The 24,447-nt window shown below is 43.2% G+C and carries 23 protein-coding genes and 1 tRNA gene; all 24 read left to right on the top strand.

The annotated features are described in order from the left end of the window. Positions 1-528: immunoglobulin-like domain-containing protein (locus tag EP58_RS17450; RefSeq protein ID WP_036090304.1), on the top strand; the 528-nt coding region annotated here is incomplete at its 5' end. Between the two features lie 120 nt (positions 529-648). Further along, positions 649-774 carry an immunoglobulin-like domain-containing protein gene (locus EP58_RS17860; RefSeq protein WP_373862734.1) on the top strand — a complete coding sequence of 42 codons (126 nt, stop codon included), beginning with the start codon at positions 649-651 and terminating at the stop codon, positions 772-774. A gap of 286 nt (positions 775-1,060) precedes the next feature. Next, a complete protein-coding gene (locus EP58_RS03810; protein WP_036090306.1) occupies positions 1,061-1,558 on the top strand; it encodes a DUF4352 domain-containing protein in 498 nt (165 codons plus the stop codon). A gap of 52 nt (positions 1,559-1,610) precedes the next feature. Next, positions 1,611-2,873: a nucleotide sugar dehydrogenase gene (locus EP58_RS03815; protein WP_036090309.1), complete on the top strand. Its 1,263-nt coding sequence runs from the start codon at positions 1,611-1,613 to the stop codon at positions 2,871-2,873. Between the two features lie 98 nt (positions 2,874-2,971). Further along, entirely contained in the window at positions 2,972-3,574 is a 603-nt protein-coding gene (locus tag EP58_RS03820; RefSeq protein WP_236637283.1) for a sugar transferase, read from the top strand. 113 nt (positions 3,575-3,687) lie between these two features. Continuing rightward, positions 3,688-4,467: a WecB/TagA/CpsF family glycosyltransferase gene (locus EP58_RS03825; protein ID WP_052164983.1), complete on the top strand. Its 780-nt coding sequence runs from the start codon at positions 3,688-3,690 to the stop codon at positions 4,465-4,467. Then, on the top strand, positions 4,451-5,155 hold the full coding sequence (locus tag EP58_RS03830) for a YveK family protein (protein ID WP_036090311.1): 705 nt from the start codon (positions 4,451-4,453) through the stop codon (positions 5,153-5,155). The genes EP58_RS03825 and EP58_RS03830 overlap by 17 nt, the downstream gene beginning before the upstream one ends. Then, the gene (locus EP58_RS03835) at positions 5,156-5,872 is read left to right on the top strand and encodes a CpsD/CapB family tyrosine-protein kinase (RefSeq protein ID WP_036090313.1); all 717 of its coding nucleotides are present in this window, start codon (positions 5,156-5,158) and stop codon (positions 5,870-5,872) included. Next, complete coding sequence (locus tag EP58_RS03840) at positions 5,862-6,719, top strand: LicD family protein (RefSeq protein ID WP_036090315.1); 858 nt, start codon at positions 5,862-5,864, stop codon at positions 6,717-6,719. The genes EP58_RS03835 and EP58_RS03840 overlap by 11 nt, the downstream gene beginning before the upstream one ends. Further along, positions 6,716-7,153 carry an FAD synthase family protein gene (locus EP58_RS03845; protein WP_036090317.1) on the top strand — a complete coding sequence of 146 codons (438 nt, stop codon included), beginning with the start codon at positions 6,716-6,718 and terminating at the stop codon, positions 7,151-7,153. Before EP58_RS03840 ends, EP58_RS03845 begins: the two co-directional genes overlap by 4 nt. A gap of 108 nt (positions 7,154-7,261) precedes the next feature. Beyond that, entirely contained in the window at positions 7,262-8,794 is a 1,533-nt protein-coding gene (locus EP58_RS03850; protein WP_036090320.1) for a lipopolysaccharide biosynthesis protein, read from the top strand. Between the two features lie 24 nt (positions 8,795-8,818). Further along, positions 8,819-10,066: a hypothetical protein gene (locus EP58_RS03855; RefSeq protein ID WP_052164984.1), complete on the top strand. Its 1,248-nt coding sequence runs from the start codon at positions 8,819-8,821 to the stop codon at positions 10,064-10,066. Next, positions 10,063-11,103, top strand: a complete 1,041-nt coding sequence (locus EP58_RS03860) for a glycosyltransferase family 4 protein (protein WP_036090322.1) — start codon at positions 10,063-10,065, stop codon at positions 11,101-11,103. Before EP58_RS03855 ends, EP58_RS03860 begins: the two co-directional genes overlap by 4 nt. Positions 11,104-11,126: 23 nt before the next feature. After that, positions 11,127-11,351, top strand: a complete 225-nt coding sequence (locus EP58_RS17175; RefSeq protein WP_077917814.1) for a helix-turn-helix domain-containing protein — start codon at positions 11,127-11,129, stop codon at positions 11,349-11,351. Between the two features lie 168 nt (positions 11,352-11,519). Next, the gene (locus tag EP58_RS03865) at positions 11,520-12,848 is read left to right on the top strand and encodes a glycosyl hydrolase family 28-related protein (RefSeq protein WP_036090324.1); all 1,329 of its coding nucleotides are present in this window, start codon (positions 11,520-11,522) and stop codon (positions 12,846-12,848) included. A 267-nt stretch (positions 12,849-13,115) separates the two neighbouring features. Beyond that, positions 13,116-15,266 (top strand): anaerobic ribonucleoside-triphosphate reductase, encoded by a 2,151-nt coding sequence (gene nrdD / locus EP58_RS03870; RefSeq protein ID WP_036090327.1) that lies wholly within the window; start codon positions 13,116-13,118, stop codon positions 15,264-15,266. Beyond that, positions 15,259-15,807 carry an anaerobic ribonucleoside-triphosphate reductase activating protein gene (gene nrdG / locus EP58_RS03875; protein ID WP_036090329.1) on the top strand — a complete coding sequence of 183 codons (549 nt, stop codon included), beginning with the start codon at positions 15,259-15,261 and terminating at the stop codon, positions 15,805-15,807. Before nrdD ends, nrdG begins: the two co-directional genes overlap by 8 nt. A gap of 206 nt (positions 15,808-16,013) precedes the next feature. Next, positions 16,014-16,961 carry a N(5)-(carboxyethyl)ornithine synthase gene (locus tag EP58_RS03880; RefSeq protein WP_036090332.1) on the top strand — a complete coding sequence of 316 codons (948 nt, stop codon included), beginning with the start codon at positions 16,014-16,016 and terminating at the stop codon, positions 16,959-16,961. 387 nt (positions 16,962-17,348) lie between these two features. Then, a complete protein-coding gene (locus EP58_RS03885) occupies positions 17,349-19,769 on the top strand; it encodes a metallophosphoesterase (RefSeq protein ID WP_036090334.1) in 2,421 nt (806 codons plus the stop codon). Positions 19,770-19,934: 165 nt separating this feature from the next. After that, positions 19,935-21,053, top strand: a complete 1,119-nt coding sequence (locus tag EP58_RS03890) for a M20/M25/M40 family metallo-hydrolase (RefSeq protein WP_036090337.1) — start codon at positions 19,935-19,937, stop codon at positions 21,051-21,053. An 87-nt stretch (positions 21,054-21,140) separates the two neighbouring features. Next, complete coding sequence (locus EP58_RS03895; protein WP_036090339.1) at positions 21,141-21,980, top strand: YitT family protein; 840 nt, start codon at positions 21,141-21,143, stop codon at positions 21,978-21,980. A gap of 35 nt (positions 21,981-22,015) precedes the next feature. Continuing rightward, positions 22,016-23,179, top strand: coding sequence for a hypothetical protein (locus tag EP58_RS03900; RefSeq protein ID WP_036090342.1), 1,164 nt, complete (start codon positions 22,016-22,018; stop codon positions 23,177-23,179). A 117-nt stretch (positions 23,180-23,296) separates the two neighbouring features. Beyond that, positions 23,297-24,025, top strand: a complete 729-nt coding sequence (locus tag EP58_RS03905) for a pyridoxal-dependent decarboxylase (protein WP_052164985.1) — start codon at positions 23,297-23,299, stop codon at positions 24,023-24,025. Between the two features lie 288 nt (positions 24,026-24,313). After that, positions 24,314-24,386, top strand: a tRNA-Asp gene (locus EP58_RS03910). Positions 24,387-24,447 lie beyond the last annotated feature (61 nt).

A 24,447-nucleotide genomic window follows, 5' to 3' on the forward strand; every position in this document is an offset into this window, starting at 1 on the left:
ACAGAAGGTAAAATCACACCAAACGAGATGACCATCCCTGGCGACAAAAACATCACAGGTACGTACACAGATGACGTAAAATCCGTCGCTGTGACAATCAACGGTACCGTCTACAAAGGCGGAACAGTAGCCAATGGCGAGTTCAAATTCTACAGCCAAGACAAAATCAAAGCCGCGACAGACAAAGTAAGCATCCAAGCCTTCGATAGCGCTGGGAAATTACTCGATACAAAAACAGTTAAAATCAAAGCACCAGTCGTTGTCACAGCTGGCGACATCACACTGGATACGTACACAATCGGTGACAAAAACATCACAGGCACGTACACAGGCGACGTGAAATCCGTGACAGTCACTGTTAATGGTACAGCTTACAAAGGTGGCACATTCAACGCAGATGGCACATTCAAATTCTACGCACTAGACAAAATCAAAGCAGCAGACGATGTCATCGCCATCCAAGCCTTCGATAAAGCTGGAAAAGTACTCGACACACAAACTATCGTGGCACAAAGTGTAGCAAAATAAAACATCAAAAACCAACCGCTGCTAATGGGGTTGGTTTTTGACTTGCCCATGAGTATGACTGAGCAAATAGCTTTAGCTGTAGTGCCATATTAGAGTATACCTTTAATAGGTTATAAAAACATCGTCGGCACGTTCAAATTCTACGCCATCGACAAAACCAAATCAACAGAACATCCAGTAACCATGCAAGTCTTCGATAAATCTGGTAAATTACTTGATACAAAAACAGTAACCATTCAAAAATAAACCCAATTTCAAGCGAGAAACAGTGTAGCGATATACAACGTTTCTCGCTTTTTTTATGCAAAAGTTCGAAAAATAGTAACAAACAGCAGTTCGAATTCCAATCGGGTGGAAAACAGATCTAAGAATAGCTGATAAGATTAGAAATAGAGGGAAATCACAGCGCTTTTCACATAATTGATAAAAAAAATCATTTATTTATAAAACAGCTGATTTGAGGCTAGTCGATGATAAACTAGTAGTAGATAAAGAACAATTAATTCCAAAACAAGAAAGGAAGAACCATTAAATGAAAAAGAAAAAAATCCTTTTACCCCTATTCGCCCTTACTTTGACACTAGTCATGATTTTAGCTGGATGCGGAGGAACCGCAACACCAACGAGCGATGAAACTAGCAAAACAACGGCAACAACAAGTGATGACGTTGGTAAAACAAGAACGGCAAACGATCTAGAAATCACGCTTACTAATATAGAAATGAAAGACAGCAACGACAATAAAAAAGAAATGGCAAAAATCGATTTCTCCATTAAAAACACTGGCAAAGAAGAATCAGGAGCTGGTGCAGGCGATTTCGTAATCAAGACGAAAGATGGGAAAAAACATCAAGTTTACGGACTAAATGCCAATAACTTTGGAGATGTTATCCAATCAGGTAAAACACTAAAAGGCTCGGGTTATTATGAAATCCCCGCCGGCCAAAAAGAATTCACCGTATTATATGAACCATTTACAGAAATGGCAATAGACAAAATTGAATGGGCAATCACAATTCCCTCTAAATAATGAACGGTAAAAGTCACGGAAGAGCAAAAATACGAAAGGCGGAATTTTATCAATGAAAATTACAGTAGTAGGTCTTGGATACATCGGATTACCAACAGCGATTCTTTTTGCAAAGTACGGCAACACAGTGACAGGTGTGGATTTATCTCCAATCATGACAGAAAACCTGAACATGGGTCATCTTCATATAGAAGAACCAGGTTTGGAAGAAGATTTGAAACAAGCACTTGCTCTTGGTAATTTTCACGCGAGCACAGTACCAGTCAGCGCAGATGCGTACATTATCGCTGTTCCGACCCCAAACAAAGATGATCTATATAAATCATGTGATACAGCCTACATTGAGTCAGCGCTGGCAAGCATCATGCCCCACTTGAAGAAAAACGATACCATCATCGTCGAGTCTACGATTGCCCCGCGAACCATGGCAGATGTTGTTCAACCAATGATTGAAAACGCAGGCTTTACAGTCGGCGAAGATATTTATCTAGCACACTGTCCCGAACGCGTTTTGCCGGGAAACATCATGCACGAACTCGTTCACAATCCGCGAATCATCGGAGGCATCACAGCAAAATGTACCGAGAAAGCCGCGGCAGTATATGGTGCTTTTGTAGAAGGCGAAATTATCAAGGCTGAGGCTGGCGAAGCAGAACTAAGTAAACTAATGGAAAACACGTACCGCGACGTCAATATCGCACTCGCAAACGAACTTGCAAAAATCAGTAATCACCTCGAAATTGATGCTTTGCGCGTGATTGAAATGGCAAATAAGCATCCACGCGTAAACTTACATCAGCCAGGACCAGGTGTTGGCGGACACTGTTTAGCGGTAGATCCATATTTCGTTATCGCCGCAGCACCAGAACAATCACCGCTCATGCAAACAGCGCGTGCAGTAAACAACAGCATGCCAGCTCATGTCGTATCACAAGTGAAGTCATTGATGGCAGAACAAGACGGCAACCGCGTAACGATTTTTGGCCTCACTTATAAAGGAAACATCGACGACACACGCGAAAGTCCAGCTATGGAAATCAAAGATATGTTAATCAAATCAGGATTTGACGTGAAAGCTTTTGATCCTCACGTTGCATCTGAAATTTTAACAGGTGAAGAAGCTTGTGAAGATAGTTCATTGCTTCTTGTTCTAAGCGATCACAGCGAGTTCCGTGAGATTCCAGCGAGTTATACAGACCAAATGCGCACGCCAATTCTATTCGATACGAAAAACATGGTTCAGACGGTCAGTGATGATGTCACTTACTTGAATTACGGCAATTTGCACACAAAAAAACAAGCAATATCAATCTAAAACGAAGGACGTGAACGAAGGTGGAGAAAGTAGATTTTAAAATAGCACAGACCCTACCTCAATTTTCAGAAAAACCTCGTACATCACATGAAAAACCAATACACGACAAGGTGTGGCGCCTATTGGACTTCATCGCCGCAATCTTAGCGCTCATCATTTCAGCGCCAGTGCTCCTGATTATTTCTGCAAGTATCAAACTCGAAAATTGGAAAGCCCCCGTATTTTTTAAACAGAAACGTGTAGGTAAGGACGGAAAAACTTTTTATATGTATAAATTCCGTTCGATGTATGTCGATGCAGAAGCGCAACTTGCAAAACTCCAAGCGCAGAACGAAATGGAAGGTCACATGTTCAAAATGAAAGATGACCCAAGAATCACGAAAGTCGGTAAATGGATTCGCAAAACGAGCCTCGATGAATTTCCACAGTTTATGAACATCTTAAAAGGCGACATGTCCTTCGTCGGACCACGCCCACCGCTAACGACAGAATATGAAAACTACACGAACCATGAAAAGAAACGTATGCTTGTCACGCCAGGATGCACAGGGTTATGGCAAGTTAGCGGTCGGAATAACGTAAGCTTTCACGAAATGGTGGAATTAGACTTGAAATACATCCAAAAAAGATCCATCCGCCTCAATATCAAGATTTTACTCCTAACCTTCAAGGAATTTACCGGTAAAGGAAGCGGAATGTAACCCATCCGTCCGAACTATTGACAAAAAGTATCAATTATCTGGAATATACCAAATGTCAACACATTTCCTGTTACACTTGTAGTACAAGAAAGAACAAGAAAGGATGAACGCAAATGAGAACCCAGTTGCTTGGCAGTAACTTAGATTGCTTAACCTTATCAGAAACTTTAATACGAATAGAAACAATAATCAAAACAAGAATCCCCACACAGCACGTTGTCATTAACGCAAACAAAATTAATTTAATGTACGAAGACGCCAAACTAAGAGATATTGTCAACGCATCTCCTCTCATCAACGCGGACGGCTCCTCGATTGTTTTAGCAGGAAAGCTACTTGGACAAGAGATTCCAGAACGTGTGACCGGTATTGACCTATTTGAAAAATTACTCGAAATTAGTAATGAAAAAGGATACCGCCCGTATTTTCTCGGAGCGACCCAAGAAGTTATCGAAAAAATCGAATCACACTACAAACAAAAATATCCAAATATGTCCTTCGCAGGATTCCGAAATGGCTATTTCCAACCCGAAGAATCAGCAGACATCGCCGACACAATCCGTGAAAGTAAAGCAGACGTACTATTCCTAGCCTTTTCCAGCCCACAAAAAGAATACTGGGCAAGCGAGCATCTACAAAGACTCGACGTACCATTCGTGATGGGCGTAGGCGGTAGCTTCGACGTTATCGCAGGCAAAACGACCCGCGCCCCACAGTGGATGCAAAAAGCTGGATTAGAATGGTTTTACCGCTTTATTCAAGAACCACGTCGCATGTTCCGCCGTTACTTCCTAGGCAACTTACAATTCTTAAACCATATCAAAAATGAAAAAGTAAAGTCATGGAAAGCCACTCGTTATCAAGGAAGGAGACAAAATGAAAGAAACTATTAGTATCAAAGCTATTTTTCAGATCATTAAGCGACACTTGTTGCTTTTAATAAGTACAGCCGTTGTCGGAATCCTCGTCGCAGGTGTCGCCCTCACATTTCTCATCACCCCAATGTACGAGGCGAAAACGCAAATTCTAGTTACACAAACCGTGCAAGATGCAGGTGTCAATAACATCCAAACATCCGAAGTACAAGCCAACATCCAGCTCGTTAATACCTACACAGCCCTACTCACAAGCCCTCGAATCCTCGATGATGTGGCAAACAAACTAGGTGGAGACTACACAGCAGGCAAGCTCATGGGGAAAATCACAGTCGGTAGTCAGCACAATTCCCAAGTCATCAACGTCAGCGTACAAGACGAAGATCAAGCCCAAGCAGCACTGATTGCCAACGCAGTCGCCGAATCCTTCGCAAAAATTACACCAGACGTGATGAACGTCAACAACATCGATATCCTAGCCAAAGCAACCGTTGCAGAAAATCCAAAACCAGTTAGCCCGAGCCCAATCCTACTTATCGGTGGTGGCGCAGTCGGCGGACTTATGATCGGTTTTGTCATCATGGTTATCCGCGTTATCTTCAACACGAAATTCAAAGACGAAACAGATGTCATCGAAGAACTAGGCATTCCGTTACTTGGAAATATCGCTAAGATTCCAGAAAATCACGAGGAAGGGTGGAAATAAATGAAAAAATCAAAAAAGAAATCAAAAGCAGAAACTCGCCACAGACGCCAGAAAAGCACAGAGCCGCAAAAATTAGTAGCCAAATTAAGCCCGAAGTCACCACACTCTGAGTTATTCCGATCTATCCGTACAAACATTGAGTTCTCAAGCGTTGATAAAGTCATGAAATCCATCTTAATCACATCCTCTGAGCCCGATTCAGGAAAATCCATCATCTGTGCTAACTTAGCCGTCGTATTCGCCCAACAAGGCAAGAAAACACTACTCATCGATGCCGATTTACGTAAACCAACCGTGAAAAAAATCTTCCCAGGAGCCGCATCACACGGTTTAACAGGGATTTTGACGAATAAAATTACGGTCAGCGAAGCGATTTGCGAGACAGATGTAGAGGACTTATACGTGTTACCAGCAGGCATTGTTCCCCCAAACCCATCGGAGCTACTAGGTTCTGAGAAAATGAAGCAAGTATACGCCGAGCTTTACGAACTATTTGACCAAATCATCTTTGACACACCGCCAATTCAACTCGTTGTGGATGCGCAACTTCTCTGTTCCTTCGTTGATGGCTCGATTCTACTCGTTCGTAGCGACCATTCTTCAAGAGAAAACAGCAAAAAAGCATTAGAAAAACTACGAAGCGGAAGCGCTCACGTGATTGGCAGTATTTTCAACAACCAAAAAATGAAAATGGAAGGATACTATTATGCCAACTAAGGTAAATAATGGAGACCATTTAACAACAGAAATGTTCGAACAACTGAAAAAAATCGAATTGAGCATTTTATTGGATGTGGCGATGCTTTGCGAGAAGCACAACCTGACTTACTACCTTATCGGCGGCACGCTGCTCGGCGCAATCAGACATGACGGCTTTATCCCATGGGACGACGATATCGACATCGCGATGCCACGCAAGGACTTCGAAACGTTCCAGAAAATCGCGAAAACCGAACTACCCGAATCCTTGTTTTTACACTACGGAACGACCGATTCAGAATATTATCTCCCAATCATCAAAATTAAGAAAAACGGTACGGTATTCGAGGAAGAAAGTGCATCGCCAAACATCAAGCATAAAGGCATTTTCATCGATATTTTTCCACTCGACAACGCCAAAAAGAATTCTGGTTTCTTTTTTCACACAAAAGGACGGATTTTAAAAGAGCTCAAAAGCTTGCTATTTTTGAAAGTGAATGAAAAAACAACGTTACACACCGTTGTACCATGGAAAAAGGTCGTATTAGCCATTTTAAAACCAGTCCCGACAAGCGCCATTTTCCGAATACTGACAAGTTTCATGCAAAGCAACACCGACGATAATTCATCATACTACGTCAACTACGGCAGCCAATACGGTTACAAAAAACAAACGATGCCAAAAACAATGTACGACCCGACCGCGACAACCGAGTTCGAAGGATACACATTCCAAATTCCAGGCAACACCACACAACTGTTAGAACGCATCTACGGAAAAAACTACATGGATCTGCCACCTGTCGAAAAACGCATCACCCACAAACCGAAACGAATCCAATTGAAAGAGGAGATTAATTTATGAAAAAATATAGCGTAGGCCTTACTACAGGCGTATTTGATCTATTCCATGTCGGACATTTAAACATCCTGAAAAACGCCAAAGCACAATGCGACATCCTAATCGTTGGTGTGAGTACAGACGAGTTTGTTCAAGCATACAAACACAAAACGCCAGTCATCCCATTCGCTGATCGTAAAGCGATTGTTGAAGCCTTGCAGTACGTTGATCTAGTTGTTCCCCAAACGAGCCATGAAAGCAAGCTGAACATGATCGACAACCATAATATCGACGTGATGTTCCACGGTAGCGATTGGAAAGGCAGCCCAACATTCAACAAACTAGAAGCAGAATTCAAGCGTCGCAACGTTGATATCGTGTACTTTGACTACACAGCAGGCGTATCCTCCACAAAACTCGTCGAAACAATCCAACAAGAGCCCAGACTCGTTGTCTAAGTTTCCGAACATTTGACAAAACCTATCAAACATCTGGAAAATCCCTGTTTTGGAGGGTTTTCCTGATAAACTTAAGGTAACAAATAAAAGAAAGGAAGTGTGACCCGATTGGCAAAAACAAAAACAGCATTCGTTGCTAAAAACCTCCTGATTGGCAGCGGGACACAAGTCATTTTCTTAATTTTAAGTTTCATCAACCGAACCGTATTCATCTACTTCTTAGGCAAAGAATACCTTGGACTCGACGCCTTGTTCACCAACATCCTGATGGTCCTCTCCTTCGCAGAACTTGGCATCGGAAACGCCATCATTTTTAGTCTTTATAAAAGTATGGTAGACAAAAATAAAGCCCGAATCAAAGCCATCATGGCACTTTACGCCAAAGCTTATCGCATCATCGGGCTCACCGTTTTCATCGTCGGATTACTGATCATGCCCTTTCTAAACCTATTCATTAAAAATCCGCCGAACATCCCAGAAAACATCTACATTATCTACTTCCTATTCCTACTAAACACCGCGATTTCCTACCTGTTTTCCTACAAAAAAGCAATTTTCTCCGCGGATCAAAAAGAATATGTCATCAACGTGAGCCAACAAATTTTCTTCCTCATCCAGTCAGTCGTGCAACTCACGTACCTATATATCACACGCGACTACATCGGCTTCATCGTCATCCAAGTCGTCGGCACATTTGGCCTCAACGTTTTCCTAGCCATCTACGCCAACAAGAAATACGCCTACCTCAAAGGAAAAACGACAGAAAAACTCGAAAAAGCAGAAGTCAAAACCATTTTTCAAAACGTTAAAGCACTCGCGATGTATAAATTCGGCTCCATCATCATGAATGGAACGGACAGCATCATCATCGCCGCTTTTCTCGGACTTAGCGTCGTCGGTATCTACTCCAACTACCTACTCATCATCGCCGCAGTCGTAACCGTCCTATCTCGCGCACTGAACTCGATTACAGGCAGTATCGGACATCTCAATAACGCAAACGATGACGCGAAGAAAGAACAAGTTTTCAAGCAACTATTTTTCATTGTCGCGTGGATCTACTTCTTGCTTTCCATCATCCTATTCAACGTTATCAACCCATTCATCACATTATGGATCGGTGAAAGCTTCATACTAGGAACTGGTACGGTGCTAGCCATCGTCGGAAGCTTCTACGTCAACGGCATGCAATTTCCAGGTTACACGTACCGAACCACGATGGGACTTTTCCGCCAAGGTCGTTACGTTCCAATCGCGATGGCCGTCCTAAACATCATCCTGTCCATCATCTTCGCCATCCATTTCGGCCTAACCGGCGTCATCGTTGCAACCATCATTTCAAGACTCGTAACGACAACGATCATTGACCCATACCTCGTTTACCGTTTCGGCTTCAAAAAGAAAGTCGGCAGCTACTTCAAAATGTATCTCGGTTACGCAGTTATCACCGCTATCGCATTTGCCGCCTCGATTCCTGTTATGAACTGGATCTACCAAGGCACATGGCTCACACTCATTCTCGGCGCAGGAACACTGTTCATTCTGTTAAACATCACTTACTTCGCGATTTTCTACAAGAAAGCCGAGTGCCAAGCCATTATCCGCCGCGTCAAAAGTATAGTGAAACGTCAATTAGCCTAGTATAAAATAATCTATTAAAGGAGCGTGGCAAATATCACAGCATTTTTTATAACTCTCTTAATGGCTTTATTCGCAGGTCCATTAAAAGAAATATTACCTCAATTCGGATATATTGATAAAGTTGTAACTGTGGTATTTGCTCTCTGCGCCATCATGAAATTGGTGTACATGGAACGTAAAGGGCAGTACACGCTCCGTCCGAGAGATATCGGATTATTCGTTCTAACTATAATATTCATCATCTATAGTTTTCTACCAAACATGTTCCACCAACCAAGTAATACGCTTTCTTTACAAATATACTCTATGTTTTCCTTAATCAAATACGCGATTACATTCTGGAGCGGATTATATTTATTTAGGAATCTGAAATTGCAAAAAACGACGCAATATTTCAAAATAATTTCAGTTACGTTTACAACTATCTGTTTAATCTTAGGCATAGCCAATCTAAAGTTACACTTCCTAAGTACATTCGACATTCGATTTGGATTTGAAACAGTATCTTTTGGTTTCGGCCATCCAGCTCAGTTTGCTGCAGCCGTCATTATTATAACCATTATTCATAGTTTTATCAGTTGGTCAGAAAAAGATAAAGTCCCATATCTTCTCATTTTTGCTAACTTTGCACTAGTAATTTTGGCAGGAAGAACAACATCGATAGGTTTCTATTTATGCATGATGTTACTGTTGCTAATACTCCCACACATTCGTCGTATCCCAATATATATCTATTTCCTAGTAGCGGGTGTCTTGGCTTGGTTCGGTCGAGATCGAGTTGTCTCTCAGTTCTTCGGTTCAGAAGACGAAGCAAGAGGCGTTTTGCTAAACACAGGGCTTCAAATTGCCAGTGAACACGCTCCATTAGGTGCAGGGCTAGGCATGTTTGGCTCACATGCCTCGCGACTAAACTATTCCCCGCTATACGAAACCTATAATATCTCTAAAGTATGGGGTTTATCACAAGAATATCCTAGCTTTATAGCAGATTCATTCTGGGCGATGGTATTCGGTGAGCTAGGATTTATGGGAGCTGCGTTCATCATTTTCCTTTTTGGGTATATAGTATGGCTGTTATATAAGGAAGTACAAATAAATGATTATCAGACAAAGTTTTTGATTATGCTCCCGCTTATTTATGCCTTCATCACGAGTCCTATGGATACAGTGATGGTATCAGGCACCATGGTAACTATCGTATTAGCAGTTATCTATATGGTGGCATTAAAAAATGAATATCAAGAAAACAGAGGAGAGGAAGCGGTACTATGAAAAAAGTTGCTATGATTGGTCCAGGAACGACATCAAAGGGTGGGATTGCTACAGTAATCGCTAATTTTGAAAAAACTTTTTCAAAAGATACAGTGAAAATACATTACATTGCTAGCTGGAGAGAGGGCAACTCAATATTTCGCATGTTAGTTCTAATGAAGGCACTATTTCAGTTCTGTATGCTTCTCCTAGCAAAAAAAATCGATATTGCGCACATCCATATTGCTCAGAAAGGAAGCTTCTATCGAAAAGTTCTATTCATGAGAACCGCAAAAATGTTTCGTCGCAAGGTAATTTTGCACATGCATGGCTCCCAATTCGATCTATTCTATGACGACAGAACACCGAAACAACAGCAATGGATAAAAAAGCAATTAAATCATGTGGATGAGCTTATTGTGCTTAGCGAGGAATGGGCTAAGTTTTATAAGCAAATATGCAAAGTGAAAATAACAATTGTTGAGAATGCGGTAGAGGTTCCCACGTCTAATCCATATACTAATGATGGAAAAACAGTTGTTATGTTTGGCCGACTTGGTGAGCGTAAAGGCACGTACGACTTATTGAAAGCAGTAGAGCTTTTAGGTGAAAAATATGCAACCTATGAGTTTGTTCTCTATGGTGACGGAGATTTGGAACAAGTAACACAAATAATTGAAACGAAAGCTCTGAGCAACGTTAAGATAGGTGGATGGATTGAAGCCGAACAGAAAAAAGCAGTAATGGATGATGCGATAATCCATGTTTTACCATCTTATCACGAAGGTCTTCCAATGGCTATACTAGAAACAATGGCAAACGGAATCCCCAATATTAGTACGCCAGTTGGAGGTATTCCGCAAGTGATTCAACATAGAGCAAACAGTGGATTAGTAAGCCCTGGTGATGTGGAAGAATTGAGTAGAGAACTAGCTTATTTATTAGATAATGATGTAGCAAGAAAAGAACAAAGCCAAAAAGCATACACAATGATTCAAACTAAATTCTCTATAGGCTCCTATAACAAAAAATGGGAAAGCATATATAAAGGTATTTAATAATAAGGAAAGGCTAGGTTCATATGGAAAATAAAAATTTATTAGAGATATTAGACGAGTACTTTCTCTCAACAAAGGAAGCCATTGAATATTTAGGTGTATCTAGGCAATGTTTTTTTTCACTAGTTTCTAGAGGTAAAATTAATAAGATAAAAAAAGGCTCAGTAGTTTTATATTATCGACATGAGATAGAAAATCGTAAATTAGATGCGTTTGCTTTAAGGCGAAAATATAATTATTCAGATTAAGAAAATAAACCTTGTTTAAATCCACCATAATGGATTTAAACAAGGTTTATTTTTATTGAAATTCACAGAATAGTCACCAAATATAGGTTTATTTATGATATATTTACTGTGTAGATGCGAGGAGGCGTTTACATTTTAAAATAAATTAAAAATGGAAGGGATGATGAAATGAGTATATCGAGTATTATAAATATAGCAGATTACGGTGCAGCAACAACAAATAGCGGGGCAGAAAATTCGGAGGCTATTCGTGAGGCTTTAGACCAACTTATTCATTTAAAAGGAGGCATTCTTTTTATACCTCTAGGCACATATAAAATTAACGAAACGATAACAATTGATTATCCTGGAATATATATTCGTTCTGCAAGCCCATACAGATCAATGCTTAGTGTGGAGACGGAATTTACAGGTAGTGAAGTAATTAGATTTGAGCCAGGGCATGATTTTGATAGCGCTAAATCAGTAGGTATCGAAAATGGTTTAACGATAAGTTGCCAGAATGCTACTGTTCATGGTATCACCGTAATAAGAGGCTACGATCAGTTGAGCTTTAGAAATGTTGAAATAAGAGGTGTCAATAAGAATCATAGTGCCTTTAATTTTACTCAGACAAGTAGTAATATCAAAGTTTTAGGGCAAACACTTTTGATGGAAAACTGTGTAGCTCTTCGGTGGGGACAAGAGGCAGATAGAGCGTTATATTACATCAATCGTTACCAAGAAATCAATCTGATCGGTTGTAAAGCATTTTCGGCTATAAAAGAAAATGCGAGTGACCCACAGCCAGAAGCAGGAAACGCTTTCCATTATAAGGATTGTAGAGGCGTCACTATGTCGGGTTGTTCCGCAGCATTTGCGGAAAATGCAATCATTGTAGAGGCTGATTTACGAAATGCAACTGGGACAACGATATCAGGACAAACGAACGAACAAATCTCCAATTTAGCACTGAAGACAATTTGTAAAACAGGAGTTGCGATTGGTTCTATCACGTATTTGCCTTATCGTGACGAATCAGGCGGAGGCGGTTTTGAGTTGAATAATTGCACGTTATCGACTATTTATTCGCTTAATAAAGAAGTCAAATTAAGCCAAGGAAGTTCAAGGAATGTCATATTTTCATCTGATATTTCAAAAGTAGTAGATACGCCAAAAGGGAATGCGATAATGGGGTTGTCCAAGTTTGATAAATTAGGGTTTAGTATGAATGAAGCGCTTGACATTAATGGGAAATCATTAGATCCAACATTTACATTGCGTGGAAAAGATGGTTTACAAGAAGTAAGAATGAGGCAAATAGGCACTGGCTTTCAGTTAGATTTAAAGGAAGATAGCACTTATAAGAAAAAATTGGTGGTCGATTCAAGTATAGAAAAAGCAACAAGTATTAGTTTAAGCTATAAAGTAGATGGTGTGGAGAAATTTGCAAAAGTATCTGTAGGCCCAGTAGACAGCGGAGGGCCGGGACAGAGACAGCTGACTATACCAAATTGATTAATCATTTTAGAAGGTAGCGTGTTTTTTTGAGCGCTCCTTTTTTTCACGGAAATAAGCCATTAGCCTCTTCACTATGTAGTCATTATTATCTGGCGGAACACAATTGTTAATTTAATCACATTCTCCCTTGGCAAGCTTTTTTTGAAAGTTCGTTCGAATAGCCTATTTTCTGATTTGCTTCGGTTTCCGTTAGAAATAAAGCTTATATTGTGCCATAATAGAAATGCAGATACAATATATAGTGTTCGAAGGGAAGCGGAGATAATGTACGTGGAGAAGGAAACGGAACAATTAGTTATTAAAAGGGATGGTCGGAAGGTCGGGTTTGACCTGATTAAGATTCGGAATGCGGTGCAGGCTTCAATGGTGAGTTGTGGCGTGGATGATGCGGCGTATTTGGAAGCAGTTTTAGTTGACATTGTGAAAAACTTACCAAATGATATGGCGGTGACGATTGATGAGATTCAGCATGTGGTCGAGAATCAGCTGATGAAATCTACATATCCAGATGTGGCGCGGGCTTATATTGAGTATCGGCATGACCGGGATTCGCAGCGGGCGAACATGACGGACTTAACGACGAGTGTGCAGAAGTTGCTGGATCGGGATAAAACGGTGGTGAACGAGAACGCTAATAAGGACGCGACGGTTTTTAATACGCAGCGGGACTTGACGGCGGGCGCGGTGGCGAAAAGTTATGCGTTGAAATATATGCTGCCAAAACATGTGGCGAACGCTCATTTGAAGGGGGATATTCATTTTCACGATCTGGATTATAGTCCGTATCACGCGATGACGAATTGTTGTTTGATCGATATTGCGGGGATGCTGGCGAACGGTTTCACGATTGGGAATGCGAACGTGGAAAGCCCGAAATCGATTCAGACGGCGACGGCTCAAATAGCGCAAATTATCGCGAATGTGGCGAGTTCGCAGTATGGTGGTTGTTCGGTGGATCGGATTGATGAAGTTTTAGCGGCGTATGCGAAACGGAATTATGAGAAACACGAGAGCGAGGCGGAAAAATGGGTTTTGGCGGAGCGCCGGGAGGAATTTGCGCGGGAACGGACGCGAAAGGATATTTATGACGCGATGCAGAGTTTGGAGTATGAGATTAATACGCTGTACACGAGTAATGGCCAGACGCCGTTCGTGACGCTGGGCTTTGGGCTTGGCGAGGACTGGTTTGCGCGCGAGATTCAGATGGCGATTTTGAGGGTTCGGCTTGGTGGGATTGGCAAGGATAAGCAGACGGCGATTTTTCCAAAATTGGTTTTCTCGGTGAAACGGGGGACGAATTTGGACGCAGAGGACCCGAACTACGATATTAAGCAGTTGGCGCTGGAATGTTCGGCGAAACGGATGTATCCGGATGTGCTGAATTATGATTCGTTGGTGCGCTTGGCGGGTGATTTCAAGGTGCCGATGGGTTGTCGTTCGTTTTTACCGGCGTGGCAAGATGCGGATGGTGAATTTGTGAATGCTGGGCGGAATAATTTGGGTGTTGTGACGCTGAATGTGCCGAGAATTGCGATTCAAAGTGGCGGTGATAAGGAACGATTTTGGGAAATTTTCACGGAAAGGATGCAAACGATGAAGGACGCGCTACTTTTCAGATTGGAACGGGTTCGGGAGGCAAAACCGGAGAACGCGCCGATTTTGTATAAGCATGGGGCGTTTGGAAAGCGGCTCGATGATGGGCAGGATGTGGATCAGCTGTTCAACAAGGAGCGGTCGACAATTTCGATTGGTTACATTGGCTTGTATGAGGCGGCGACAATGTTTTATGGCGGTGAATGGGAGACGAATCCTGAAGCGAAGGCGTTCACGATTGAGATTTTGCGAGAGTTGAAGGAATACGCGGATGCTTGGAAGGCGGAATATGGCTATTGGTTCAGCGTATATTCGACGCCGAGCGAGAGTTTGACGGATCGCTTTAATCGCTTGGACCGCGCTAAATACGGCGATATTAAAGACATCACAGACAAAGAATACTATCAAAACTCGTTTCATTATGATGTCCGCAAAAAAGTGACGCCGTTTGAAAAGCTCGATTTTGAGATGGAATATCCCGAATATTGCTCTGGTGGCTTTATTCATTATTGTGAATATCCGAAGTTGACGCATAACCTGAAAGCTTTGGAAGCCGTTTGGGATTATGCATATGATCGTGTCGCTTATTTGGGAACGAATACACCGATTGATCGTTGCTATGAGTGCGATTTTGAGGGCGAATTTGCGCCGACCGCGGAAGGGTTTAAGTGCCCAGCATGCGGAAATACGAACCCAGAAACGGCGGATGTGGTGAAGCGGACGTGTGGATATCTTGGGAATCCGATGAAACGGCCAATGGTGCATGGCAGACACGAGGAGATTACGCAACGGGTGAAGCATCTGGAGTCTTCCGATGAATAATCCGAAACCGCAAGAATGGCGCGCTGAGGACATGTCCGCAAACTATGTCGCTGATTATAAGCCGTTTAATTTTGTCGATGGCGAGGGCGTGCGTTGTAGCTTGTATGTATCTGGTTGTCCATTCCATTGTGAAGGTTGCTACAACAAGGCGGCGCAGTCATTTCGCTATGGCACGCCGTACTCGGAGGAGCTCGAGGACCGGATTATCGCGGATTTATGGCATGAAAGCGTGCAGGGTTTGACGCTGCTTGGCGGGGAGCCGTTTTTGAATACGGGTGTGTGTTTGCCGCTCGTGAAGCGGATTCGGACGTTGTTTGGCGATGCGAAGGATATTTGGTCGTGGACGGGTTACACGTGGGAAGAATTGATGCAGGAAACGCCGGATAAATTGGAGCTGCTTTCTTATGTAGATGTCCTTGTCGATGGGCGTTTTGAACAGGATTTATTCGATGTAAAACTCGCATTTCGAGGCTCGAGTAATCAGCGGATTATTGACGTGAAGGCGTCTTTGAAAGCAGAACAAATCGTTATGTATAAGTGAACAAAGAAAGTGGCCTGAAAATAGGAGGGTCGCTTTTTTGTTTGTAAAAATTTCACATAAATTAGCATCGTATCATTTTTATGTGTTACTATTAAGTAGCAAGGAATATTGCAGACATCACACGGATTATTAGTCGGAAAAGTCGGTATAAACAAAAAAATGCTGGACTAAACACCTATACCACAAATACAATGGAGGTAAAAAAAATGTTAGAAATGAAGAAAAAGACGATGGGTTTTGTCAATAGTCATAAGGAAAACGAGAAGAGAATTGCGTTGTTACCTGAACATATCACGACTATTACGAATGCAGATCAGCTTTTTTTCGAAACAGGGTATGGTGAGGTTTTGGGGATAGAAGATGGGGAATACATGGCGCTTGGCTGTCATGTTCAGTCGCGAGCGGACGTGCTCCGTCAAGATATTATTTGCGAGCCGAAGATCGGTGACTCCGAATTTCTAAGCCAATTACAAAAAGGTCAGACGATATTTGGCTGGGTGCACGCGGAACAAAATAAGGATATCGCGAATAAATTGGTGGAATCAGGGGTGAAAGCCTACGCTTGGGAGAATATGGACTACATGAATCGCCATTGTTTCTGGATCAATAATGAGCTGGCAGGCGAGGGTGCGATTATGCATGCGTACCAACTGATTGGCGAGATGCCTTACAATACAAAAGTGGCGATTTTGGGGCGTGGTAATGTATCTCATGGTGCACAGAAAATACTGCAAAACTTAGGCGCCGAAGTTCATATTTATAATCGTAATCAAGAAGCCTTATTTCAAGAGGAATTACCGCAATATGATGTGATTATCAATGCGATTTTATGGGATTTGAAACGAACAGATCATATTATGTATCGAAAAGATTTACAGCGTTTGAAGAAAAATGCAATTATTATCGATGTGAGTTGTGATCGGGCGGGCGCCATTGAAACGAGTATTCCAACGACGATTGCGAATCCGACATATACGGTCGACGGGATTTTACACTATGTAGTCGATCATACGCCGAGCCTACTTTACAGAACCGCGTCGCATTCGATTTCCACAGAAATAGCGAAATATGTAGATGATTTGATCGAAAGTAGAGCCAATGCCACGCTTGAAGCTAGTGTTGTTACGGTGGTGATGGACTCAATTTATAGATAAATAAATGCATAAACCCCGATTATAGGCCCTGATTCATAAGGTGGGCGTTATAGTCGGGGTTTCTGTTTGTTTTGATTAGCCAGCACGGTTAACTTCCTTAGCCATTTTTGCAGGGTCTACAAGTGTCTCGCCAATCGCTGTAATTACTTGCCAGAATTTTTTCATATTCAACAGCTCCTTTCCTAATTCCATTATAGCCTGTGCGCATGGGAGTTTCCCGCGATTTAAATAACAATTTACTAAGAATATCTTACAGTTTTATCATAATTATTGTAAGGATTGAAAATTTACATGCAAAATACAGGATCGATACACATTCTCAAACAACGCTTAACATTGCTGCGCTAAACTGGTGTGGTAAGTGAAATGGAGGGGGATTGAGAAACGGTGAAAAAGTGGAAATCAGGGTTTGTTTATTTATTGGTGGCGCTTATATTGGTTCAAATCGGGGTTAGTTATATCCCATTTGGAAATGTGGTGAAGGCGGAGGGCGTTGCGGGAGAGACGCTTATCGCGAAAGAATCTAGTTGGAAATATTGGGATCAGGGTACATATCCAGGTGATACGTGGCGTGACGGGACGTTTGATGATACTGCTTGGAAATCTGGAAAAGGGGCGCTGGGTTACAATCCGAAAAATGCGGATATTAAGATAAATACAACGATTTCTTACGGTACGGATGAGGACAAGAAATATCCAGTTTCCTTTTTTAGAAAGAATTTTGAGGTGAAGGGTTCGGACAAGTACTTGCGTGCGAATTTGGCGCTGAAAGCTGATGATAGTGCGGTTGTTTATATGAACGGGAAAGAAGTGAAGCGGGTGCGACTCGCGGATGGAGCGATTAATTTCGTGGATTATTCGGGGCAGCAGAGTTCGGATGCGGTGGAATATGAGGGAATTAAGCTCGGCGCGATTCCGCTTGTGGAAGGGACGAACACGATTGCCGTTGCGGTTTTTCAGCAGAAGGGAACGAGCTCGGATGTGACGTTTGACGCGGAGTTGACGGGATTTGTGACGCCGGATGAGGTTGTGGCGGACGCGGATTATACGCCGAGCAAGATTGCGGTGACGTTCTTCGGGAACACCCAGACGCAAAAAGGTGTGACGTGGCATACGAAATCGGACGCGGGCTCGGACTTGCAATATGTGAAGGCGGTCGGGACGGGGGTTCCGAGTTTTGCGGGAGCGCAGACGGTGACGGGTAAAAGTGAGGCGAATGACGCTGCGATCGGCGGGTTCTCGCATCAAGTCGCAGCGAAGTATTTGGATTCGGGCACCACGTATTGGTATCGTGTCGGTGATAAGACGCGGGATAAATGGAGTGAGCCGGCCAAGTTTACGACGCAGAAACGGAATACGAAGGCTTTTGATTTTTTATATGTGACGGATTCGCAGGGAAGTAGTGAGGAGGAGTATAGTTGGACGGACGCGACGCTGAATAAAGGTTTCGCGATGTATCCGAACGCTGAATTTATTTTGCAAACGGGGGATTTGGTGAATACGTCATCGAGTCCAGCTGAATGGGGCTGGTTATTTGGCACATCGCAAAAGTTGCTCAGCAATACGACGATAGCGGCGGCGACGGGGAACCATGACGCGTTCAACAATTCGTTCCGCCAACATTTCTACTATGATCATCCGGCGAATGCGAATAATTTGAATAAAGGCGTGTACTATTCGTTTGACTATGGTCCGGCGCATTTCATGATGCTAAACACGAACGATCAGGATTCGCGGGCGCTTGATCCGACGCAACTTGCTTGGCTGAAAGAGGATGCTAAAAAAGCGCGTGCGGACGGTGCAAAATGGCTGGTTGTCGCGTTTCATAAAGGGATTTATACGGTGGCGAGTCACATGACGGATACGGAAATCGTGACGCTGCGTGATCAATTAGCGCCAGTTTTTGATGAGCTGGGTATTGATATTGTGTTGCAGGGCCACGATCACAGCTATTTCCGTTCGCAGCAAATGGATGGTAAGATGCCGATCGCGACGGATACTATTGGCAAAGTGGAGGATGACGGGATTTCGCGCGATGTCGATCCGGGCGGACAGAGCTACCATGTCATCAATACGAGTGGGTACAAGTTTTATCAGCCGCAATCGGAAAGTAATATGAGCGCTGCGGGCGTGTATCCAGCGAAGTACGCCCAACCGATGTTGCAAATGTTTGCTGGGATTAGTTTTACAGAGGATCGGTTCACGTATAAAGCCTACACGTATGACGCGAAATCGGCTCAAACTGCTCGTGCCACAACTGATGCGACGCTTTTCGATACGTATGGCATTTTGAAAACGGACAAGGCGCAGGCGGTCACCGCGGAAATCGATGCTTTGCCGACGACGATAGCGCTCACAGACGAGGCAGCCATTTTAGCCGCAAAAGCTGCGTACGATAATCTGGACGCGACATTGCAAAAATACGTTACGAATTATGCCGTTTTAACTGCAAAGTTGGCTGATTTGGAGGCCTTGAAAGTAGAGGAACCAACGCCGGAGCCGGAACAACCAGATCCAGACCCAGAAATTCCGACGCCAGAAAAACCGGTGAATCGGGAGCAACCAGAAATCCCGACATCACCAGAGACACCAACTGCGTCAGAGCAACTGACCGTCGTACAACCATTACCAAATCAAGTCGGCGCGGAATCTAAGCCAGTTGAGGCTAGCGCCGTTTCTGATGGCGATGCGAGTGAGCCCAATTTACCAACGACGGGAGATACAGACACGATGTGGGCACTTGTGGTCCTCGGCGGAAGCCTCCTCGTTTTAGGCTCAGCGATTTTATGGCGACGCAAATTAAAATAAGGATAAATCAAGAGTTGGCGCCGATTGTGGTCTGCCAACTCCTTTTTTAATACTAATAAATGTAAAACTAGGTTTAAGGCAAAAATATAACGGGAAAATCTCAAGTATATATCAAATTACCTATTTTTAATGATCGACAAAATCAGCAAAAGGGAGGAATCAACAATGGTGAACAGCAAACGATTAGTGGACACGTTTATCGAGCTTGTCCAAATCGACTCAGAAACGAAACATGAAGGGAATTTTCAAGCATTTTTAAAAACACGATTTCAGTCGCTAGGCCTTGAGGTAAAAGAAGATGACACGATGTCAAAAACGGGTTTTGGCGCTAATAATTTAGTATGCCGACTACCTGCGACTACCGACGCCGACGCGATTTTCTTTTCTTGTCACGTGGATACGGTTACACCAGGCGTGGGTATCAAATCGCAAATCAAAGATGATATTATTTATTCCGATGGCACGACGATTTTAGCGGCCGATGATAAGGCTGGTATCGCGATTATGCTGGAAACCATCCAGTTAATCAAGGAAAATAACACCCCCCACGGCACGCTCGAATTTGTGCTGTCAGTCGGGGAAGAGAGCGGTTTAATCGGCATTAAAGCCTTTGATATGAGCGCACTTACCGCGAATTATGGTTTTGTCCTTGACACAGGTGGCCCGGTCGGAAGCATTACAGTTGGCAGCCCGACGCATGCAGGCCTGGAAATCGAGATTCACGGAACCGCGGCACACTCTGGAATCGAGCCTGAAAAAGGAATCTCAGCCCTTGAGATCGCCGCAAAAGCAATTTCTCAGATGAAACTAGGCCGTATCGATTTTGAAACGACCGCAAATATTGGTATAATTAAAGGTGGAACTGCGACGAACATCGTGATGGAACACGTGCGGATGGTTGCAGAAGTTAGGTCGATCAACAGCAAGTCCTGCGAGACGCAAATACAGCACATGAAAGACTTATTCGAAAAAACGACAGCAGAAATGGGTGGCGCGATTACAATAAAAGTAGAGATGAAGTACGGCGGTTACCACTTCGATGCCGAAACGAACGTCGTCAAAATCGCAACGCAAGCGATGGCAACGCTCGGTATGACAGCAAAGCACGAAACAAGCGGTGGTGGCAGTGACGCCAACATTTTTAACGAACAAGGAAAAGAAACAACCAACTTATCGATTGGCTATGAAAAAATTCACACCGTTCACGAGTATATTCCTATTCGCGAACTAGAAAAAGCGACGGCATTAGCATACGAAATTGTGAAACACGTGGCATCGAAATAATTGCCCACAAGCTAGGAAGTCGCGACATAAACAGCACCTTTCATAGACGAAAATCACGGTAAGACTAATCAGATAGAAGGTGTTTAAATGAAACATTTAGTGAAACAATTTTTACTCGTAGCAGTTTCCATTGCGCTTATCGGTGCAAGTATTAATCTTTTTCTCGCGCCGCATCATATCGCAGCGGGTGGCGTGACGGGTATCGGGATTTTGGCCGAACAAGCACTTGGAATTCCAATCGCGATGACCGTACTCGTTCTAAACGTCATCATGCTTATCCTAGCCTTTATTTTCTTAGGACGCGCCGTATTTGTCCGCTCATTCCTTGGAAGCCTACTTTTGCCACTATCCTTGGCAGTTATTCCAGAAGTTATGCTAGCGCAAGATCGCCTGCTATCCGTTATTTTCGGTAGTATGATTTTTGCGATTGGTGTTGCGATTCTGTACCGCATCGAGGCTTCTAGTGGCGGGACAACGATTCCACCGCTGATTCTCAAGAAATATTTTAATCTGAACACATCGCTTGGCCTCTTTTTAGTCGATACGATTATTGTTATTTTCAATATTTTCATATTCGGCGTCGAAGAGTTTCTATTCGCCATACTCTCACTTATTTTAGTTGCCATTATTATGAATTATTTAGAAACAGGCCTCAAGAAACGCAAAGCCGTGATGATTATGAGCGATCACAAAATAGAAGAAATCAAGGAAGGCTTGCTAAAAGAAATGGGGCGTGGTGTCACTGTTTTCAATGTGTCAGGGGGATACAGTGGTAGCGAAAAAACGATGCTGATGGTCGTTTTGGAAACACGCGAATATCAAACCATCCTGAAAGTTATCAATTCTTTAGACAAGAAAGCTTTTGTCATTGCTTACACGGTATCTGAAGTACACGGACTCGGCTTCAGTTATCATACAATTGAATAAAAACTAAGTGTATAACAAAACGGGGGGGATTAATCATGAATCCAGTTACAGCTTTTACGATTATTATGCTCATTTGGGCGATCAGTGATTTCGTTTCCAAAAAAACCAAGTCACTTATTTCATCACTACTTGTAGCATCCATCATTTTCTTGGTGGGCTTTAAAACAAATATATTTCCAGAAGACCTACTTAGCAGTTCATCACTACTCGCGCTAGGCCAGACGGTTGTCGGATTTATCATCGTTCATATCGGAACCATGATTAGCCTCGACGAACTCAAAAAACAATGGAGAACCGTTGTGATTGGCGTCGCTGCAGTACTTGGTATCGCCGCATTCCTTTTCCTCATCGGCTCGTTTTTCTTAGACGAGAACTTCGTCATTGCTGCCATTGGTGCGATCAGCGGCGGAACCATTTCGGTCATTATTGTACAAGAATCCGCGCTAGCATCAGGCTTACTACTTGTAGCCGTTTTCCCAGTTCTGATCGCTGCGTTCCAGGGCTTAATCGGTTTCCCGCTGACATCCCTTATTTTGCGCAAAGAAGCCAACCGTATCAAAGGAGAATATCGGGCTGGGAACATTCAAACAGAAAAAGCAGAAGTCCATCATGATGAAGCGAAAACGATGATGCCAAAAGCGTTACAAACAACGGCAGGAACCCTATTCGTAGTCGGCGTTGTCGTGATGCTGTCCATCTACATTGATACCATCACAAACGGCGTTCTAAACACGTTCGTAGTCGCGCTATTATTCGGTATCGCCCTACGCGCATTCGGCGTCATCAAACCAAACATCCTAAGCGGCATCGATGCATACGGCCTAATGATGCTGGCCATCCTAATCATCATTTTTGGCCCACTAGCTACATCTTCCGTCGATGACCTCGTTGCCCTTATTGGCCCACTTTGCATCGCATTCGCAATCGGCGTAAGCGGGAGTGTCGTATTCTCAGCTGTCATGGGAAAAATCCTTGGCTACAGCGTTTCGATGTCGATCGCAATCGGCCTCACGACGCTATACGGCTTCCCAGGAACCATGATTTTGAGTCAGGAAGCCGCGAGAAGTGTTGGTGAAAACGAACAAGAAATCGCGGCAATCGAAGGCCAAATTTTACCGAAAATGATCATCGCAGGTTTTTCAGCAGTAACGATAACCTCCGTCGTGCTCACAAGTATTCTAGCGGAACTGATTCACTAAACACCCAAAACAGAGAAGGCCACGCGGTTCTTCTCTGTTTTTACGTACTAATTAAGTTTGCCAGCATCCAAAAGAGGCTATGGTGCAAAGAATATATTAAAAAGAAGTTGGATAAAAATGGCGTTACTTGGTGGTAATAAAAAAGACTCGAAGCACGATGGAATAGGATTATTTTACGGAGAAGGATTATCCGAACAGTCACTTCCGCGTTACGTAATACCAGCAGATACGATAGACGAGAACGCCGATCAACGCGACGAATTCATCGGTACATCGACAGTCGGTTCCTCCGAAGCCTGCATGCTAGGCGGAATGGCCGCACTTTTTCGTTGGAAACAACAAGCCCGCAATCTCGGCTTAGATATGAGCAAGCGTCCAAACATGATTATTTCATCCGCATATCAAGTCGTTTGGGAGAAATTCGGCGTCTACTGGGATATCGAATTACGCAAAGTTACAGTGACCAAAGAATGCCTCGCGCTCGATCCCGATAAAGCAATAGCTCTCATCGATGACTACACCATCTGCGTCGTCGGCATCATGGTTTTGACTTATACCGGCCGTTACGATGACATCAAAGCGCTAGACGCCGCAATCACGACCTATGATAAAACAAGTAAGGTAAAAGTCTATATCCACGTGGACGCCGCGTCAGGAAGCTTATACACCCCGTTCATGGAAGCAGAGCTAGAATGGGATTTCCACCTCGATAACGTCAAATCCATCAACACATCCGGCCACAAATACGGTCTCGTTTACCCCGGCGTTGGTTGGGTAGTGTGGAAAGACAAAGCATGGCTATCAATTTTTAACGTCCAGCCATTCTCATCGTCGCTTGGCCCCTAAAAGAAGGCACCGATGTCAAATGGGACTTATACGATCTATCCGATTTCCTACGGCTTCACCCACTAAGCGCCCAGCAGCCTGATAAATACTCATTAGCGTCGTTAAAAGTTCCGCTCCGGTACTCGCTTTTGCCTAGCTACTAAGCATTTGTCGGGCTGCTGGGGTTAGGTATTCCAAATCAGGATTTTATAAGGAGTCGTGTTTTTTTGAGAAAAAACTCGAAATCGCTTGACGCGGGGGCTGAAACATGTTTTAATAAGGGAGTGCCAAAAATGGTGCAGCTTGAAAGGTTCCGTGGTGTAGGGGTTAACATGCCTGCCTGTCACGCAGGAGATCGCGGGTTCAAATCCCGTCGGGACCGTCAAATAAGAATCGCGTTTTGTTTAGGATTTCATATCCTAGACAAGACGCGATTTTTTATT

This window comes from Paenilisteria newyorkensis (assembly GCF_000766145.1).
In the GTDB taxonomy this organism is placed as follows: Bacteria; Bacillota; Bacilli; order Lactobacillales; family Listeriaceae; genus Listeria_A; species Listeria_A newyorkensis.